This window comes from Streptomyces echinatus, assembly GCF_014203595.1.
Taxonomy (GTDB): domain Bacteria; phylum Actinomycetota; class Actinomycetes; order Streptomycetales; family Streptomycetaceae; genus Streptomyces; species Streptomyces echinatus.
On the sequence record NZ_JACHJK010000001.1, the window covers coordinates 176338 to 192116 of the forward strand.

Below are 15779 nucleotides of genomic sequence, written 5' to 3' on the forward strand. Positions count from 1 at the left end.
CGATGGCTGCACCCATCGGTCGGGCGCCCGCGATCGAGGGAGATTGTGACCATGAAGCTGCTGCGAGTCGGTACGGCCGGGGCCGAGCGCCCCGCGCTGCTCGACGCCGACGGGACCCTGCGGGACCTGTCGGGCCTCGTGGACGACATCGACGGCGCGCTCCTCGCCGACGCCGCCGCGCTCGGCCGGGTGCGGGCGGCGGCCGAGTCCGGTGAGCTGCCCGTGCTGGACGCGGCCGGGCTGCGCGTCGGACCCCCGCTCGGCCGGATCGGGAAGGTCGTCTGCATCGGCCTCAACTACCACGACCACGCCCGCGAGACGGGGGTGGAGCCGCCCCTCGAGCCGGTCGTCTTCCTCAAGGCGCCGGACACGGTCGTCGGGCCGCACGACACCGTGCTGGTGCCGCGCGGCTCGGTGAAGACCGACTGGGAGGTCGAACTCGCGGTCGTCATCGGCCGTACGGCCCGCTATCTGGACTCGGCCGAGGAGGGGCTCGCGCACGTCGCCGGGTACGCGGTGGCGCACGACGTCTCCGAGCGGGAGTTCCAGATCGAGCGCGGCGGGACGTGGGACAAGGGCAAGAACTGCGAGACGTTCAACCCGCTGGGGCCGTGGCTGGTGACGGCCGACGAGGTGGCCGACCCGCAGTCCCTGCCGCTGAAGCTGTGGGTGAACGGGGAGCTGAGGCAGGACGGTACGACGGCCGAGCAGATCTTCCCCGTGGGGGAGGTCGTGCGGTACCTCAGCCGGTTCATGACCCTGCACCCCGGTGACGTCATCAACACGGGGACGCCGGCCGGCGTGGCGATGGGGCAGCCCGAGCCCAAGCCGTATCTGCGGGCCGGGGATGTGGTCGAGCTGGAGATCGAGGGGCTCGGGCGGCAGCGGCAGGAACTCAAGGACGCGTAGCGCTCCGCTGGGGGCGGCGGGGAGGTGCGGCGGGGAGGTGCCGGGCCGCTTTCGGGTGCGGGTGGGGTGTGGCTGGTCGCGCAGTTCCTCGCGCCCCTTGGGTTGGGGCGGCCGGCCCCGTTGCAAGGCTTGTGGTGTTGGTTTTCGGGTGCTGCCGGCCTGGGGGCGTGGCGTCGGTCGCCCGTTCCCTCAGCCGGTTGGACGGTCGAGGAACTGTTCCAGTGCCTCCACCACCAAACGGTGGTCCTGGAGCTGGGGCAGGCCGGAGACGGTCACCGTGCCGATCACTCCGGCGCCGTCGACCGTGATCGGGAAGGAGCCGCCGTGGGCCGCGTAGACGTCCGGGTCGAGACGGGAGGACTCCTCGAACGTCGTGCCCTTGGCCCGGAAGCGGGCGCCGACCAGGTAGGAGGCGGCGCCGTAGCGCTCCACCACCCGGCGCTTGCGGGCGATCCAGGCGTCGTTGTCCACGGTGGAGCCCGGCAGGGCCGCGTGGAACAGCTGCTGGCCCGCGCGGTGGATGTCGATGGCGACCGGTGCCTGACGCTCCCGGGCCAGCCCGACCAGCAGGGAGCCGAGGGCCCAGGCGTCGTCGTGGGTGAACCGCCGGAACACCAGGCGCCGTTGCTGCGCCTCCAGTTCCTCGACGGACGGGGCGGGTTCGGAAGTGATCCGCGGCATCAGAGGCTCACCGTCACCTTGTCCCGGGCGGACCTGCGGGCCGCTTCCAGCACGTCGAGCGCGGCAGCCGCCTCCAGGGCGGTCACCGGGTTGGGGCCGGCGCCGCGCAGGGCGTCGGCGACGGCCGCGTAGTAGGCGGGGTAGTCACCGGGCAGGGTCGGTACGGGCGTACCGCCGCCGGACATCGGGGACTCACCGGACCCGACGCGACCCCACAGCGACTCGTCCTCCACGCCCCAGTCGGCGATGGTGTCGGGGCGGCCGCCCTCGCGCAGGGCCGCCTCCTGGGGATCCAGGCCGTACTTGACGTAGCCCGCGCGGGAGCCCAGCACCCGGAAACGGGGGCCGAGTTGGGCGGCCGTCGCGGAGACGTAGAGGTGGGAGCGGACACCGTTCGCGTGGGTGAGCGCGATGAAGGTGTCGTCGTCGGTCTCGGCACCGGAGCGTCGGACGACCGCCTCGGCGTAGACCTCGGTGACCGGGCCGAAGAGGACCAGGGCCTGGTCGACGACATGGCTGCCGAGGTCGTACAGCAGACCTCCGATCTCTGCCGGGTCGCCGGACTCGCGCCAGCCGCCCTTGGTCTGCGGCCGCCAGCGTTCGAAGCGGGACTCGAAGCGCCAGGCGTCGCCGAGTTCACCGTCCGCGAGGAGCCGGCGGAGGGTCAGGAAGTCGTTGTCCCAGCGGCGGTTCTGGAAGACCGAGAGGAGCAGGCCGCGCTCCTCGGCGAGGGCGGCGAGATCGCGGGCCTCGGCCGCGGTGCCGGCGATCGGCTTGTCCACGACCACCGGCAGGCCCGCCTTGAGAGCGGCCGTGGCCAGCGGGACGTGCGTCTTGTTCGGGGAGGCGATGACGACGAGGTCCAGCTCGCCCACGCGGTCGAACAGCTCGTCGGGGGAGGCGGCCGTCGTCACGTCCGGGAACTCGGCGCGGGCCTGCTGCTGCCGCTCCGGGTTGGAGGTGACCACCGTGTCCAGGGCGAGGCCCTCGGTGGCGGCGATCAGCGGGGCGTGGAAGACGGAGCCGGCCAGGCCGTAGCCGATCAGGCCGACGCGGAGGGGGGTAGCAGTCATGCCTCCCACTTTGGCAACGCTGTTGCGAAAGTGCAAGCGGCGAGGAGAATGGGGGCGTGGACAGGACGAGGGCGACGGCGGGGACGACGCGGAGGACGACCGTGGGGACGACGGCGAGTGTGGCGGTGAGTGCCTCTGAGGGTGCCCCTGGGAGGGCGACGGCGAGGAGCGGTGGACCGGCGGGGGCGAACCTGGGCGTGGTGCGCAGTCACAACGCCGCGCTGGTGCTGGGGCTGCTGCGGGACGCGGGGGCCGAGGGGATCAGCCGGCTGGAGCTGGCCGAGCGCACCGGGCTGACCCCGCAGGCCGTCAGCAAGATCACCGCGCGGCTGCGGGAGCAGGGGTTCGCGGCGGAGGCCGGACGGCGGGCGTCGACCGGGGGCAAGCCGCGGACCGTGCTGCGGCTGGTGCCGGAGGCGGGGCACGCGGTCGGGGTGCATCTGGACCGCGACGAGCTCCGGGTGGTCCTCGTGGATCTGAACGGGACCGTGGTGGGGGAGCGGCGCGGGGAACTGGACCTGGGAGCGGGCGCCGAGGCCGTGCTGGGGGCGGTGTGCGCGGCGGTTCGCGGGGTGGTGGGGGAGCTGGCGGTCGCGGAAGCGGCGGGGGTGGAGGAAGCGGCGGGGGTGGCGGGAGGTCGTGGTGGTAGGGCTGCCGGTGTTCGTGATGCGGGCGTCGGTGGGGCAGGGCTCGCTGGGGTGGGGTCGCTGGTGGGGGTGGGGGTCGCGCTGCCCGGGCCGTTGGATCACACGCGTGGGGTGCTGCACCGGGTCACCGGGTTCACCGAGTGGGACGGCTTTCCGCTGCGGGACGCGCTCGCGGAGCGGCTCGGGGTGCCGGTGGTGGTGGACAAGGACACCAACGCGGCGGCGCTCGGGCTGGCGGTCGGGGGCGCGGCGGACGCGGCGGACACGGCGGGTGGATCGGGCGGGGCGAGCGCGTCTGGCGGGGCGGGCGCGTTGGGTGGGTCCTTCGCCTATCTGCACCTCGGTACCGGGCTCGGGGCCGGGCTGGTGTTCGGCGGGAGCGTGCATCGCGGGTCGCGGACCGGGGCGGGGGAGTTCGGGCACCAGGTGATCCAGCTGGACGGACCGCTGTGCGACTGCGGCAACCGGGGCTGTGTGGAGGCGCTGTGCCTCGGGGCAGCGGCGCGCGGGGAGGTGGCCGAGGCGGCGCGGGTGCTGGGGGTGGCGGCCGGGAATCTGGTGGGGCTGCTGGACATCGACGTGGTGCTGCTCGGGGGGCGGACGGTCGCGCGGTCGCCTGAGGCTTACGTGCGGGGGGTCGGCGAGGTGCTGGGCGCGCGGGCCCGGCGGGAGGGGCTGAGCGAGGGCTCCGTACCGGTGCGGGTCGCTCCGCGGGGGGAGCGGGTGGTGGCCGAGGGCGCGGCGCAGTTGCTGTTGGCGCCGCTGTTCGGGCGGGGGGACGTCTGACGCGGCGATCGGTGCCGGAACCGGGCGCCCGGGGATGAGCGCGCTCGCCCGCACCGGCGCCGGCGGGCCATGACGGTGGGGCGTCTCTACCTGGATGGGCGCCGTCACCCGGAACAGGCGTCGCTATCTGGATGGGCGTCGCCACCCGGAACAGGCGTCGCCACCTGGACGGTCGTCGCCACCCGGAACAGGCGCCGCCACCCGGATTGGCCGCCGTCACCCGGACAGGCGCCGCCACCTGGATGGTCGTCGCCACCCGAATGGGCGTCGGGGAATCGGGCGACCACTCCGACCTGGTGACCAGCCACCGGCCCACGCGGTCGGCGCCCCGTCTGCGCGCCCAGCCTCCGCCCGGCGCACTGACCTGCCCCCGGACCTCGGATTCGGCCCCCACCTGCGCGGTCGGCCCTCACACGTGCGTTCGGCCTCGAACCGCGCAACCCGGCCTGATCCCCCCGGCGCCTGGCGTCACTCTGTGGCCCACTCCGGACGCGGTCCCGCCCCCCCGCCCGCCGTGTGCGAAGGAAGATGGGTCCGGGTACTCGACGCACCCGGTCTTCCCTTCCGGCAAGGAGGGCACGAAGTGGATTCGACCAGGATGAGAACGGCCGCGGGCCTGCTGGGAGCCGTCGCGCTCTGCCTCGCGGCCCCCGCCCAGACCTTCGCGGGCACGCACCGGGCACCGGACCGCAAGCCCGTCCTCTGCGGCACGGACCAGGCGTCCGGGCTCGCGGTGTGGGCCGCCGACAAGGGGTCCTGCACGACCGCCGTCCAGGTGGGGGCCGCCTACACCAAGGCCGCACGGGACTCGGCGCGCGCGCCCGTGGAGGTCCGCGTGGCCGGAGCCGCGTGGAAGTGCCGGGAACGCCAGGGCGACCCCAACCCGTACCTGGAATGCGTCAGCACGAGTGACGGCGGCCGATGGGTCAGGCTCTCCTCCTGACCGGGAATCCCACCCCGGAGGTCCCTTCATGGTGTCCATCCGTCTTCCGCTCGCCGCGCCGGCACCGCCGCGCTTCTCGCGCTCTGCCCGACGGTCCATGCCTCGCCCGCCACCGCCCGGACCGCCTGCGACCAGGCCCTGGCGGCCGCCGACCGGGCGGAGCACGACTACCAGGCCCTGAAGGAGGAACTGCGGCGGATCACCGCCGACGGGGGGCACCCGGACGCCTCCCAACGGCAGGCGCTCGCGGACGCCGAGGCGAAGACCGTCTCCACGGCGTCGCAGGCGCAGCGCGTCTGCGGTCCCTGACGCGGTGCCGGGCGTGCGCTGATCGGGGGGACCGCGCGGACGTACCCGGAGTGGCGGCCCCGGACGCCCCGGCGCTTCCGGCATGGTCATGTGTTCATGCGACTGCGCACGTCCCTGTCCCTCGGCCTGGCCGCAACCGTCGCCACCGCCACCCCCCTCCTCCTTCCGGCATCGGCGGCGCACGCGGCCGCCGAGTCCGCCTGCGCGAGCACCGACGCGCGGGCCTTCCCGCTGGCCACCCGGATCCGGGGCGGACCCGGCTCCTACGAGGCCGGGGGCGGATACGGCACCTGGTACATCGACCTCACCAACACCACCGGCCGGACCTGCGCCGGCGTCCACCCGGTCGTGGTCCTGGTCGACGACAAGCGCGCCCTGCGGGCGAACCAGCCCCAGCTGGAGTTCTACGACGGCCCCCGGGCCCGGCCGGTGACCTTCGAGACCACCGACGAGCAGGAACTGGTCGGTGTGCTGGACGCACCCGGGTTCGGCGGGTTCAGCGTGCCGGCGGGCAAGACCGTCAGCGTGCGGGTCCGGCTCGCGCTCACCTCCGACGCCGAACCCGACCAGGTGACCGTCAGTGCCGCGGCCGTGCAGCGGCGGAACGGGGACGGGGACTGGGTCGGTCAGTCCAACGCGTACCGCTTCGGGATCGACCGGGAGGAGGGGGGCGCCCGGGAGACTCAGGACGCCGAGGAGACCCAGGACACGGAAGAGGCACGGGAAGCCGAGGAGACCCGGGGTACGCAGGACGCGGGGAAGACCCCGGGCACGGAAACGCGGGGCACCGGGGACGTCCCGGACAGCCAGGACGCCCAGGAGACCGCGGGCGTGCCGACCCGGCCCGGCAGCGAGCCGCCCACCCCCGGCGCCACCGGTACCCCCTCCCCGGCCTCCTCGGCCCCGGCGTGGCAGCTGGCCGGAACCGGGCCGGGCCTCGCCCTGGGACTGCTCGCCGCCGTCGTCACCCTGTCCGGCCTGGGCGCCGCCGCGTTGCTCCTGGCCCGCACCCGCCGCTGACCGGGCCTGTCACGTCGGCCCCTTCCCGCCGCCCGCACCCGCCGCTGACCGGGCCCGCCCTCCGTCGGCCTCTTCCGGCCGGCCGCTGAGCCAGGCCACGTCCGCCCCCTCCCTCCCCTCCCCCCCCCGCCGCCGAGCCGGACCCCATCCCACAACCCCTCGTCCCCCGCCCGCGTCGTCCCCTTCCCGCCGCCCCCGCCCTCCGCCGAAGCAGGTCCCGTGCCCCGCCCCTTCCCCCCGGTCTGCGACGATCTTTGCGTGGACTACCCGAACGACCAGGCCCCCGGCGCCCCCGTCCGCTCCGGCATTCCCGAGCACGGGCGCATTCCCAAGTACTACGCGGTGAAGGCGCGGATCGCCGCGCTGCTGGAGGAGCTGGGGGAGGACAGCGTCATCCCCACCGAGCGGGACCTCGCCGAGCGGTACGACGTGGCCCGCGAGACCGTGCGGCAGGCCGTGCGGGAGCTGGTGCTGGAGGGGCGGCTGCGGCGCCGGGGCCGCGGGACGGTCGTCGCCGGGCCCAAGCTGGCCCAGCCGCTGTCCCTCGCCAGTTACACCGAGGGCGTGCGCCGGCAGGGACGGGAGCCCGGCCGTACCCTCGTCACCCTCGACCGGTTCCCGTGCCCGGAGGCGCTCGCCGCCGAGACCGGGCTCACCCGGGGCGAGCCCGTCTGGCACCTGGAGCGCGTGCTGCTCGCCGACGACGAGCGGGTCGGCCTGGAGAGCACGTACGTCGCCGTCGAGCGGGTGCCGCGGCTGGGCGACGACTTCGACCCGGACTCCTCCTTCTACGCCTATCTGGAGGGCCAGGGCATCGTCTTCGGCGACGCCGACGAGCGGATCGAGACCGTGCTGGCCACGCCCCGCGAGGCCCTGCTCATCGGCACCCCGCCCGCCCTGCCGATGCTGCTGATCCACCGGGTGTCCCGGGACACCGAGGGCCGCCCGCTGGAGCGGGTGCGGTCGCTGTACCGGGGCGACCGGTTCTCCTTCACGGCCCACCTGCAGGGCTGAAAAAGCAAGCCCTCGGACCCCGGAATCTCCGTAACGTATTGATAACGGGTCTAGCCCAAAAGTGATGGGTCGTTCACGCTCTCGTTGTCAGCCGGATGTCTCCGGTTACCGAATCGCGAGGAGCGTTGCCGTCGTGAAAGTGACAGTCGTCGGAGCCGGCGTGGTGGGCACCATGCACGCCTGGCAAGCAGTGGAGCGCGGCCACCAGGTCGTCCAGATCGAGCGCGAGGCCGAGGCGCGCGGCGCCTCGCTGCGCAACTTCGGGCAGATCTGGGTCAGCGGGCGCGCCGGTGGAGAAGAGCTGGAAGCCGCCCTGCGGGCGCGGGAGCTGTGGGAGGAGATCGGCGGCCGGGTCCCGGCGCTCGGCTTCCGGGCCATCGGATCGCTCACCCCGGTCCGCGGGCCCCTGGAACTCGCCGTCGCCGAGGCCGCCGTGGCCCGTCCCGACGCCGCGGCCCGCGGCTACAAGCTGCTCACCCCGGGCGAGGCCCGCGCGATCAACCCGGCCCTGCGCGGCGAGTTCACCGCGGCCCTGTACTGCGAGCGGGACGCGGCCGTGGAGCCCCGTACCGCACAGCTCGCGCTGCGGGCCGAGCTGCTGAAGTCGCCGAACTACACCTTCCTGCCGGGCCGCGAGGTGCGCGAGGTGACCGGCGCCGGCACCGTCCGCGACGACCACGGCGACGTGCACCACGCCGACGCCGTCGTCCTGTGCACCGGCGCCTGGCTCGGCGGACTCGTGCGCGAACTGGCGGGACCCGGTCTCCCGGTGCGCCGCGTCCGGCTGCAGATGATGCAGACCGACCCGCTCGGCGAGCCGCTGACCACCTCGGTCGCCGACGCCGACAGCTTCCGCTACTACCCGGCCTACGCCTCCCCGGCGCTGGACGAGCTGAACGCCCGGCAGCCGCAGCCGGAGACCGCCGCCGCGCACCGGATGCAGCTGCTCATGGTGCAGCGCGCCGACGGCGGCCTGACCATCGGCGACACCCACGAGTACGAGCACCCCTTCGCCTTCGACACCGTCGAGGAGCCGTACGAGCACCTCACCGGCGTCGTGGAGTCCCTCCTCGGCCGGCCGCTGCCGCGCGTCCGGCACCGCTGGGCGGGGGTGTACGCGCAGTGCACCGAGCCGGGCAAGGTCGTGCACCGCCGGCAGGTGCACGAGGGGGTGTGGCTGGTCACCGGGCCCGGCGGGCGCGGGATGACCTGCTCCCCCGCGATAGCCGAGACCACCGCGAACGAACTGGGCTGGTGAGCTCCATGAACACCCTGACCGAAACCCCCGAGAACATCCGTCTCGTCGTCCTCGACATGGCCGGCACGACCGTCGCCGACGGCGGACTGGTCGAGCGCGCCTTCGCGGCGGCCGCCCGTGAACTGGGCGTCGAGCCCGGCTCCGCCGAGCACGCCGAGCACCTGGCCTACGTCCGCGCCACCATGGGCGAGTCCAAGATCTCCGTCTTCCGGCACCTGTTCGGCGACGAGGACCGGGCCCAGCGCGCCAACACCGTGTTCGAGAAGGCGTACGGCGAACTGGTCGACGCCGGTCTGATCGCGCCGGTCCCCGGGGCCCGCGAGGCCATCGAGGAGCTGGCCGCCGGCGGCCGTACCGTCGTCCTAACCACCGGTTTCGCCCGGGTCACCCAGGACGCCATCCTGACCGCCCTCGGCTGGCACGGCCTCGTGCCGCTCACCCTGTGCCCGGCCGACGCCGGCGGGCGCGGGCGGCCGTACCCGGACATGGTGCTGGAGGCGTTCGTCCGGACGAAGGCGGCCGAGGACGTACGGCAGGTCGCCGTGGTCGGAGACACCTCGTACGACGTGCTCAGCGGCGTACGGGCGGGAGCCGGAATCGTCGCCGGTGTGCGCACCGGGGCCCACGGCGACGACGCGTTCCGCGCCGCCGGCGCCACGCACGTCCTGGACTCGGTCGCCGGCCTGCCGACCCTGCTCGCGGGAGACCGGTGAGATGGGCATCCGCTTCGACTCCGTCACCGTCGCCTACGACGGCAACGTCGTCCTCGACTCCCTCGACCTGACCGTCGAGCCCGGCGAGGTCATGGCGCTGCTCGGGCCGTCGGGCTCCGGCAAGACCACCGCGCTGCGGGCGGTCGCCGGGTTCGTACGGCCCGTGTCCGGGCGGGTGCTCCTCGGCGGCAGGGACGTGACGGACCTGCCGCCGTACCGACGGGGCATCGGGATGGTCGTCCAGAGTTACGCGCTCTTCCCGCACATGCGGGTCGAGGAGAACGTGGCCTTCGGACTCCGAGCCCGCAAGGCCCCCAGGACCGAGATACGGCAACGGGTCGCCGAGGCCCTGGAGATGACCGGTATGGCCGGCTACGCCCGCCGGCATCCGCGCGAGCTGTCCGGCGGACAGCAGCAGCGGGTCGCCATCGCCCGGGCGCTGGCCATCCGCCCGGACGTCCTGCTCCTGGACGAGCCGCTGTCCGCGCTGGACGCACAGCTGCGCTCCGGCATGCTCACGGAACTCGCCCGGCTGCACCGCGAGTTGCCGGACCTGTCGATGCTGTACGTCACCCACGACCAGGTCGAGGCGCTGACGCTGGCCGACCGGATCGCCGTCATGGACAGGGCGAGACTCCAGTCCTGCGGCACGCCCAGGGAGCTGTACCGGGCCCCGGCCGACGAGTTCACGGCGTCGTTCGTCGGCAACGCCAACCTGTTGCCGGTGACCGTCGGCTGCGGCGGCGTCGACTTCGCGGGGGCCGGACTGAAGGTCGGCACCGGCGACGCCGTCGCGGGGGCGCGGGCCACCCTGTGCGTACGGCCGCACCTCGTCGGCCTCGGGGAGGGCCCCAACCGGCTCACCGGCACCGTCACCGAGATCCAGTGGCGGGGCGCCACGCACCGGCTGTACGTGGAGGTCGACGGGCACACGCTCATGGCGGACGTGCGCGAACTGAGGGATCCGCCCCGGCACGGGGACCGGGTGCACGTGCACTTCGCCGCCGAGGACGCGGTGCTGCTGCCCGCGGGGGTGGCCGGCGATGGCAGCTGACCTGGTCACGCGGACCGTGGGCACCCTCCCCCGGACGACTCCGGCGAGCCCCGGGCCGGGGAAGGTTCCCGAAGCCCCGCGGAACACCCGGCCACGGCGATGGGGGGCGGCGCTGTGGGCCCTTCCCCCGGTCCTGGCCCTCGGCCTCTTCTTCCTCTACCCCCTGGCCCTCGTCGTCCGGCAGTCCCTCCAGCCGGACACCGGAGGCACCTCCCTCCGGCCGTACGCCGACATCTTCGCCTCCGAGGCGTTCCGGCACGCACTGTGGACCACCGTCTGGCTGGCGTCGGCCTCCACCGCCGGCTGCCTGGTCCTGGGTTTCCTGCTGGCGCTGGTCATCGCGTTCGTGCCGTTCCCCGGGGCGAAGGCGGTGGCGCGGTTCATCGACGTGTACCTGTCGTTCCCGTCCTTCCTCATCACGCTCGCCCTGCTGTTCGTCTACGGCACCACCGGCATCGTCGGCTCGTTCCAGTTCCTCACCACACCCTGGGGCGTGCTGCTGGCGGAGGTCACCTACTTCACGCCGTTCGTGATGCGCCCGCTGCTCGCCGCCTTCGGGCAGCTCGACACCGCCCAGCTGGAGGCGGCCGGATCGCTGGGTGCGCGGGCACCGCGCATCGTGCGGCAGGTGATCCTGCCGGAGGCGCTGCCCGCGCTGGCGGCCGGCGGCAGCCTCGTCCTGGTGCTGTGCCTCAACGAGTTCGGGATCGTGCTGTTCACCGGCGCGAAGGGGGTCACCACCCTGCCCATGCTCGTCTACAGCAAGGCGATCCTGGAGTCCGACTACCCGGGCGCCTGCGCGGTCGCCGTCGTCAACGTCCTGATCTCCGTGGGCCTGTACGGCCTGTACCGGGTGGTGAGCCGTCGTGCTGGTGCATAGCCGCAAGGCCAGGTGGGCCGTGTGGGCGGTGTTCCTCGTCCTCTTCCTGCTGCTGTTCGCGCTGCCCCTCCTCGTCGTCCTCGGCGCCTCCTTCGCCACTCACTGGTCCGGCGTCCTGCCCTCGGGCATGACCACCGCCAACTACCGCGTCGCCACCCGGGGCGAGGCCCTGGAGGCACTCACCACCAGCCTGGTCACGGCCGCCGTCGCCAGCCTGCTCGCGCTGACCGTCGGCACCTGGGCCGCGCTCGCCGGGGCGGCCCTGAGGAAGCGGTACCGGCGCCTGCTGGACGCCCTGTTCGTCCTGCCGGTCGCCGTGCCCTCGGTGGTGGTCGGACTCTCGGTCCTGGTGGCGTTCTCCCAGCCGCCGCTGCTGCTCAACGGCACCCGGTGGATCGTGATCGTCGCCCACACGGTGCTGGTCACGGCCTTCGCCCACCAGTCGGTGTCGGCGGCCCTCGCCCGCCTCGACCCGGCCTTCGAACAGGCCGCCGCCTCCCTCGGCGCCCGGCCCTCCTACGTCCTCCTGCGGGTGCGGCTGCCGCTGCTGCTGCCCTCGCTCACCGCCGCCGCCGGCCTCTGCCTCGCGCTCTCCATGGGCGAGCTGAGCGCCACGATGATGCTCTACCCGCCCGACTGGACCCCGCTGCCCGTCCTGATCTACGCGGCCACCGACCGGGGTGCCCTGTTCACCGGGTCCGCCGTCGCCGTGGTCCTCATGGCCGCGACGCTGCTCGTCCTCCTCGCCGTCTCCCGGGTCCGCACCCGGGCGTCGTACCGCTGACACCTCCTCCCCGAACGCCTTTCACCACGCCAGGAGTTGGCCTCGCCATGCCCAGAAACCGCCTCCCGCTCGCCGTAGCCCTCGCCCTGCTCGCCACCCCCGGACTGTCCGCCTGCGGCGGCTCCTCCGCCGCCTCCGACGCCAAGGTCGTCACCGTCTACAGCGCCGACGGCCTCAAGGGCGAGAACGGCGACGGCTGGTACGACCAGGTCTTCGAGGACTTCGAGAAGCAGACCGGCATCAAGGTCGAGTACGTCGAGGGCGGCTCCGGCGAGATGGTGCAGCGCGCCGTCCGCGAGAAGAGCAACCCGCAGGCCGACGTGCTCGTCACCCTGCCGCCCTTCATCCAGCAGGCCGGCAGCAAGGGCCTGCTGCAGAAGTACGCGCCCAAGGGGTCCGACCAGGTCAGCGGGGCCGACAAGGCCGCCGACGGCACCTGGACCTCCGTCGTCAACAACTACTTCGGCTTCGTCTACAACAAGAAGGAGCTGAAGCAGGCGCCCCGGACGTGGGACGAACTGCTCGACGGCACGTACAAGAACAAGCTGCAGTACTCCACCCCGGGTGTGGCCGGCGACGGCACCGCGGTGCTCATCAAGGCGATCCACGACTTCGGCGGCAAGGACCAGGCGCTCGCCTACCTGAAGAAGCTCCAGGCCAACAACGTCGGCCCGTCCGCCTCCACCGGCAAGCTCGCCCCCAAGGTCGACAAGGGCGAACTGCTCGTCGCCAACGGTGATGTGCAGATGAACTACGCCCAGACCAAGACCATGCCCAACCTCGGCATCTGGTTCCCGGCCGGCACCGCAGGCAAGCCCACCACCTTCGCCCTGCCGTACGCGGCCGGCCTGGTCACCAAGGCGCCGCACAGCGAGAACGGCAGGAAGCTGCTCGACTTCATGCTCGCGCAGCGGCAGCAGCGGGAGGTCAGCGAGATCGGCGGCGGGTTCAGCGCCCGCCAGGACGTCAAGGCCACCGACGCCAACGCCATCGCGCTGACCCGGCTGATGGACGGCGTCGAGGTCTTCGAGCCGGACTGGGACGACATCGACAAGAACCTCGCCTCGTACGTCGAGGACTGGAAGTCCGCGACCGGCAGCTGAGCCCTCCGGGGGTTCGGCCGCCCCACTGGTCCCGCCGTCCGAATCCGACCCGCCGTCGTGGCCGGTCGCGCAGTTCCCCGCGCCCCTGGGGCGCTGGTGCCGTACCGCCCCTGGTTCTGCCGGGGGCGGTGTCATGCCCGCGCGTGCACGTTCATCCCTTCATCTACGGAGGTCCTCCGTGTCGTCCCGCATGTCCCGTCGTACCTTCCTCGTCTCCGCCGCCGCCGTGGCGGCGGCCGCCGGACCGGTCACCGGTGCCGCCCGTGCGGCCGCCCGCACCCCCAAGGTGCTGGTCATCGGCCTGGACGGCGCCCTGCTCAGCCGCATCAAGGACGCCGACGCGCCGAACCTGGACGCCCTGACGGCCGCCGGCCTCACCGCACCCAGCAGCATCTACGCCAACCCGCTCGCCCCCACCCTGTCCGGCCCCGGCTGGTCGACGATCATCACCGGTGTCTGGCCCGACAAGCACAACGTCAAGGACAACAACTTCACCGGCGCCCGGTTCACGCAGTACCCGGACTTCCTCACCCGGGCCGAGACGGCCCGGCCCGCCCTGTCCACCTACGCCGTCGCCTCCTGGAACCCGATCACCGACACGGTCTTCTCGGCGAAGGTCGACACCCGCGTCTCCACGCCGGGCGCCGAGTACGACACCGGCACCACCTCTCGCGCGGTCGCGCGGCTGCGGGACGGCGACCCGGACGCGGTCTTCGTCCACCTCGACAACATCGACCACGCCGGCCACAGCTACGGCGCCGCCTCCCCGCAGTACCTGGACGCCATCCACGGCGCCGACGCCCAGGTCGGCCAGATCGTGGCCGCCGTGAAGGCCCGGCCCACCTATTCCGCCGAGGACTGGCTGATCATGGTCACCGCCGACCACGGCCACACCGACACCGGCGGCCACGGCGGCTCCACCCTCCAGGAACGGCAGACCTTCCTCATCGCCACCGGCCCGACGCTCGCGCCCGGATCGGTGCGGTACGACGTGAAGATGCCGGACGTCGCCGCCTCCGCCCTCGCCCACCTCGGCATCGCGATCGACCCCGCCTGGGACCTGGACGGCCGCCCGGTCCAGCAACCCGCCCCCGACGACTTCGACACCCTGCGCGGCGTGCTGCGGTCCCGCGCCGACGAGACCGGCATCCCGGCGGGCGTCCTCGGCTTCACCCACACCCCGCCCGCCGGCTGGTCCGTCGACAACTCCGCGATGGGCGGCGCCGGGGTCACCGAGTGGCGCGGCTGGACCTTCACCACGGACGAGTTCTGGACCCAGGCCCAGCGCGACCAGAACCGTGAGTGCAACGTCCGGGCCCGGAACGTCTTCGCGGTCGCCGACGGCGACGAGTGGTACGACAAGGCGCTCACCGGCAGCTTCGACTCCACCCTGGTCAGCCCGGCCTATCCGGTCACCGGCGCGGGCACGGCCGTGCTGACGTACACCACCCACTACCGGCAGGAGGCCCCGCAGAAGGGCGAGGTCCTCGTCTCCTACGACGACGGCACCCCGGTGACCGTGCGCACGTACACCGCCGACGTGCCCTCGCGCACCGAGACCGTCACCCTCCAGGTGCCCGCGGGGGCGACCAGCGCCCGGGTCCGCTTCCGGTACACCGGCGGCAACAACTGGTTCTGGGTGATCGACGGGGTCAGGATCGGCGGGTCCTGACTAGGCTGGGGGCGTCGGTACGCCGTGGTTCCGGCGCCCCCAGCTTCTCGCCCGTACATCCGCAGGAGACGCACAACATGGCAGACCGCAAGCCCGTCGAGTCGTGGCTCACCGACATGGACGGCGTACTGATCCACGAGGGCGTGCCGATCCCCGGCGCCGAAGCCTTCCTGAAGAAGCTGCGTGAGTCAGGCCGGCCCTTCCTGGTGCTCACCAACAACTCCATCTACACCGCCCGGGACCTGCACGCCCGGCTGCGGCGCATGGGCCTGGACGTGCCGGTGGACAACATCTGGACCTCGGCCCTGGCCACCGCCCAGTTCCTGAACGACCAGCGGCCCGGCGGCAGCGCCTATGTCATCGGTGAGGCCGGCCTGACCACCGCGCTGCACGACATCGGCTACATCCTCACCGACCACGACCCCGACTTCGTGATCCTCGGTGAGACCCGCACCTACTCCTTCGAGGCCCTGACCAAGGCCGTCCGGCTGATCAACGCCGGCGCCCGGTTCATCGCCACCAACCCCGACAACGTCGGCCCCTCCACCGAGGGTGACCTGCCCGCCACCGGTTCGGTGGCCGCCCTGATCACCGCCGCCACCGGCAAGAAGCCGTACTTCGTCGGCAAGCCCAACCCGCTGATGATGCGGGCCGGGCTGAACGCGATCGGCGCCCACTCCGAGACCTCGGCGATGATCGGGGACCGCATGGACACCGACGTGCTCGCGGGCCTGGAGGCCGGGATGCGCACGTTCCTGGTGCTCAGCGGTGTCACCCAGCCCGAGGACGTCGACCGCTACCCGTTCCGGCCCTCGCAGGTCGCCGACTCCATCGCCGACCTGGTCGACCTGGTGATCTGAGCGCGGGCACCGCCCGGCCGAAACCCGGCATCACCCGTTCGGAGCAGCGGGGCGCCTCCCGAGGATGCGGGAG

15 protein-coding genes are annotated in these 15779 nt (G+C 73.3%); 13 read left to right on the top strand and 2 right to left on the bottom strand.

Annotated features, from left to right (window positions below; genetic code table 11):
- Nucleotides 1-51: 51 nt before the first annotated feature.
- On the top strand, nt 52-909 hold the full coding sequence (locus tag FHS34_RS00755) for a fumarylacetoacetate hydrolase family protein (RefSeq protein WP_184958381.1): 858 nt from the start codon (nt 52-54) through the stop codon (nt 907-909).
- A 189-nt stretch (nt 910-1098) separates the two neighbouring features.
- On the opposite strand, the gene FHS34_RS00760 is transcribed toward FHS34_RS00755, so the two are convergent.
- Both FHS34_RS00760 and FHS34_RS00765 read right to left on the bottom strand, forming a co-directional pair.
- Nucleotides 1099-1590: a heme-degrading domain-containing protein gene (locus FHS34_RS00760; RefSeq protein WP_184958383.1), complete on the bottom strand. Its 492-nt coding sequence runs from the start codon at nt 1588-1590 to the stop codon at nt 1099-1101.
- Nucleotides 1590-2663, bottom strand: a complete 1074-nt coding sequence (locus FHS34_RS00765; RefSeq protein WP_184958385.1) for a Gfo/Idh/MocA family protein — start codon at nt 2661-2663, stop codon at nt 1590-1592. Before FHS34_RS00765 ends, FHS34_RS00760 begins: the two co-directional genes overlap by 1 nt.
- Nucleotides 2664-2788: 125 nt before the next feature.
- Here FHS34_RS00765 and FHS34_RS00770 point away from each other — a divergent pair, with 125 nt between their 5' ends.
- The 12 genes from FHS34_RS00770 to FHS34_RS00825 all read left to right on the top strand — a co-directional run bounded on the left by FHS34_RS00770 (nt 2789) and on the right by FHS34_RS00825 (nt 15706).
- The gene (locus FHS34_RS00770; RefSeq protein WP_225817711.1) at nt 2789-4096 is read left to right on the top strand and encodes an ROK family transcriptional regulator; all 1308 of its coding nucleotides are present in this window, start codon (nt 2789-2791) and stop codon (nt 4094-4096) included.
- A gap of 583 nt (nt 4097-4679) precedes the next feature.
- On the top strand, nt 4680-5039 hold the full coding sequence (locus FHS34_RS00775; protein ID WP_225817712.1) for a hypothetical protein: 360 nt from the start codon (nt 4680-4682) through the stop codon (nt 5037-5039).
- A gap of 405 nt (nt 5040-5444) precedes the next feature.
- Nucleotides 5445-6368 carry a hypothetical protein gene (locus tag FHS34_RS00780; RefSeq protein WP_221508396.1) on the top strand — a complete coding sequence of 308 codons (924 nt, stop codon included), beginning with the start codon at nt 5445-5447 and terminating at the stop codon, nt 6366-6368.
- Nucleotides 6369-6626: 258 nt separating this feature from the next.
- Entirely contained in the window at nt 6627-7382 is a 756-nt protein-coding gene (locus FHS34_RS00785; RefSeq protein WP_184958392.1) for a GntR family transcriptional regulator, read from the top strand.
- Between the two features lie 133 nt (nt 7383-7515).
- Complete coding sequence (locus FHS34_RS00790) at nt 7516-8640, top strand: TIGR03364 family FAD-dependent oxidoreductase (RefSeq protein WP_184958394.1); 1125 nt, start codon at nt 7516-7518, stop codon at nt 8638-8640.
- A gap of 5 nt (nt 8641-8645) precedes the next feature.
- Nucleotides 8646-9353, top strand: coding sequence for a phosphonatase-like hydrolase (locus FHS34_RS00795; protein ID WP_184958397.1), 708 nt, complete (start codon nt 8646-8648; stop codon nt 9351-9353).
- Between the two features lies 1 nt (nt 9354).
- Nucleotides 9355-10407, top strand: coding sequence for an ABC transporter ATP-binding protein (locus FHS34_RS00800; protein ID WP_184958432.1), 1053 nt, complete (start codon nt 9355-9357; stop codon nt 10405-10407).
- Entirely contained in the window at nt 10397-11287 is an 891-nt protein-coding gene (locus FHS34_RS00805) for a 2-aminoethylphosphonate ABC transporter permease subunit (protein ID WP_221508398.1), read from the top strand. The genes FHS34_RS00800 and FHS34_RS00805 overlap by 11 nt, the downstream gene beginning before the upstream one ends.
- Nucleotides 11274-12071, top strand: a complete 798-nt coding sequence (locus FHS34_RS00810) for an ABC transporter permease (RefSeq protein WP_184958434.1) — start codon at nt 11274-11276, stop codon at nt 12069-12071. Before FHS34_RS00805 ends, FHS34_RS00810 begins: the two co-directional genes overlap by 14 nt.
- Nucleotides 12072-12118: 47 nt before the next feature.
- Nucleotides 12119-13174: a 2-aminoethylphosphonate ABC transporter substrate-binding protein gene (locus FHS34_RS00815; RefSeq protein ID WP_184958436.1), complete on the top strand. Its 1056-nt coding sequence runs from the start codon at nt 12119-12121 to the stop codon at nt 13172-13174.
- A gap of 190 nt (nt 13175-13364) precedes the next feature.
- Entirely contained in the window at nt 13365-14846 is a 1482-nt protein-coding gene (locus FHS34_RS00820; RefSeq protein WP_184958444.1) for an alkaline phosphatase family protein, read from the top strand.
- A 77-nt stretch (nt 14847-14923) separates the two neighbouring features.
- Nucleotides 14924-15706: an HAD-IIA family hydrolase gene (locus FHS34_RS00825; RefSeq protein ID WP_184958452.1), complete on the top strand. Its 783-nt coding sequence runs from the start codon at nt 14924-14926 to the stop codon at nt 15704-15706.
- Nucleotides 15707-15779: the final 73 nt, after the last annotated feature.